1 protein-coding gene is annotated in these 1,088 nt (G+C 69.3%); it reads left to right on the forward strand.

The window, feature by feature from the left end; all coding sequences use genetic code 11:
- Window positions 1-1,088 (forward strand): condensation domain-containing protein (locus tag G9373_RS45350; protein ID WP_240961171.1); only part of this gene is annotated, 1,088 nt, incomplete at both ends.

Consider the following 1,088-nt stretch of genomic DNA (forward strand, 5'->3'; position numbering starts at 1 on the left):
TGTTGCCGGCGCCGGGCGTAGAGGTCGATACGCGGGTGTTGTCGGGGTTCGTGGGGGAGCGGTTGCCGGGGTACATGGTGCCGTCGGCGATCGTGGTGTTGGAGTCGTTGCCGCTGACCCCGGCGGGCAAACTCGACCGCAACGCCCTGCCCGCACCCGTCTTCGCGCGCCGCAGGGAGTTCACGGCGCCGCAGACCCCGGCCGAGCAGGCGATCGCCGCCGTCTTCGCCGACGTGGTGGGCGAGCTGTCGATCGGGCTGGACGACAACTTCTTCGACCTCGGCGGCAATTCGCTGTCCGCCACCCAGGTCGTCTCCCGGGTCGGTGCGGCTCTGGGTACACGCATTTCCGTTCGCACCCTGTTCGACTACCCCACCGTGCGCGAACTCGCGATCGCCGCGCTGTCCGAGACGACGGTCGAGCGGCCTGCCCTCGTCGCCGGTGAGCGCCCCGCGACGATCCCGCTGTCGCCGGCACAGCAGCGCATGTGGTTCCTCAACCAGTTCGACACGTCCTCGGCCGCATACAACATCCCGCTCGCGCTGCGCATGTCCGGCAGGATCGATGTCGCGACCCTGCGTGCGGCGCTCGGCGACGTCCTCGAGCGGCACGAGGCGCTGCGGACCGTCTACCCGGCGACCGAGAACGGGGCGCATCAGGTGATCGTCCCGGTGGAGTCGATCCCCCTCGATCTGACGCCGTCACGTCTGTCCGGTGAAGACCTCACCGGTGCGATCCTGCGGCACGCGTCCGCCGGGTTCGACGTCACCACCGACCTCCCGTTGCGGGTCCATCTGTTCCGCGAGAGCCGCTCGGAGCACATCCTGCTGTTCGTCGTCCACCACATCTCGGCGGACGGCTGGTCGTTCATCCCCCTCGCCTCCGATGTCATGACGTCCTATGCGGCCCGGACCGCCGGTGCCGCCCCGGCCTGGAACGCGTTGCCGGTGCAGTACGCGGACTACGCCGTGTGGCAGCGGGAACTACTGGGCGACGAGAACGATCCGCAGTCGCTGGCCGCCGGCCAGATCGCCTACTGGAAGCGAACACTCGCGGGCCTGCCGGATCAGGTCGAACTACCCACCGAC

Source organism: Rhodococcus sp. A14, assembly GCF_011603105.1.
Lineage (GTDB): Bacteria > Actinomycetota > Actinomycetes > Mycobacteriales > Mycobacteriaceae > Rhodococcus_F > Rhodococcus_F opacus.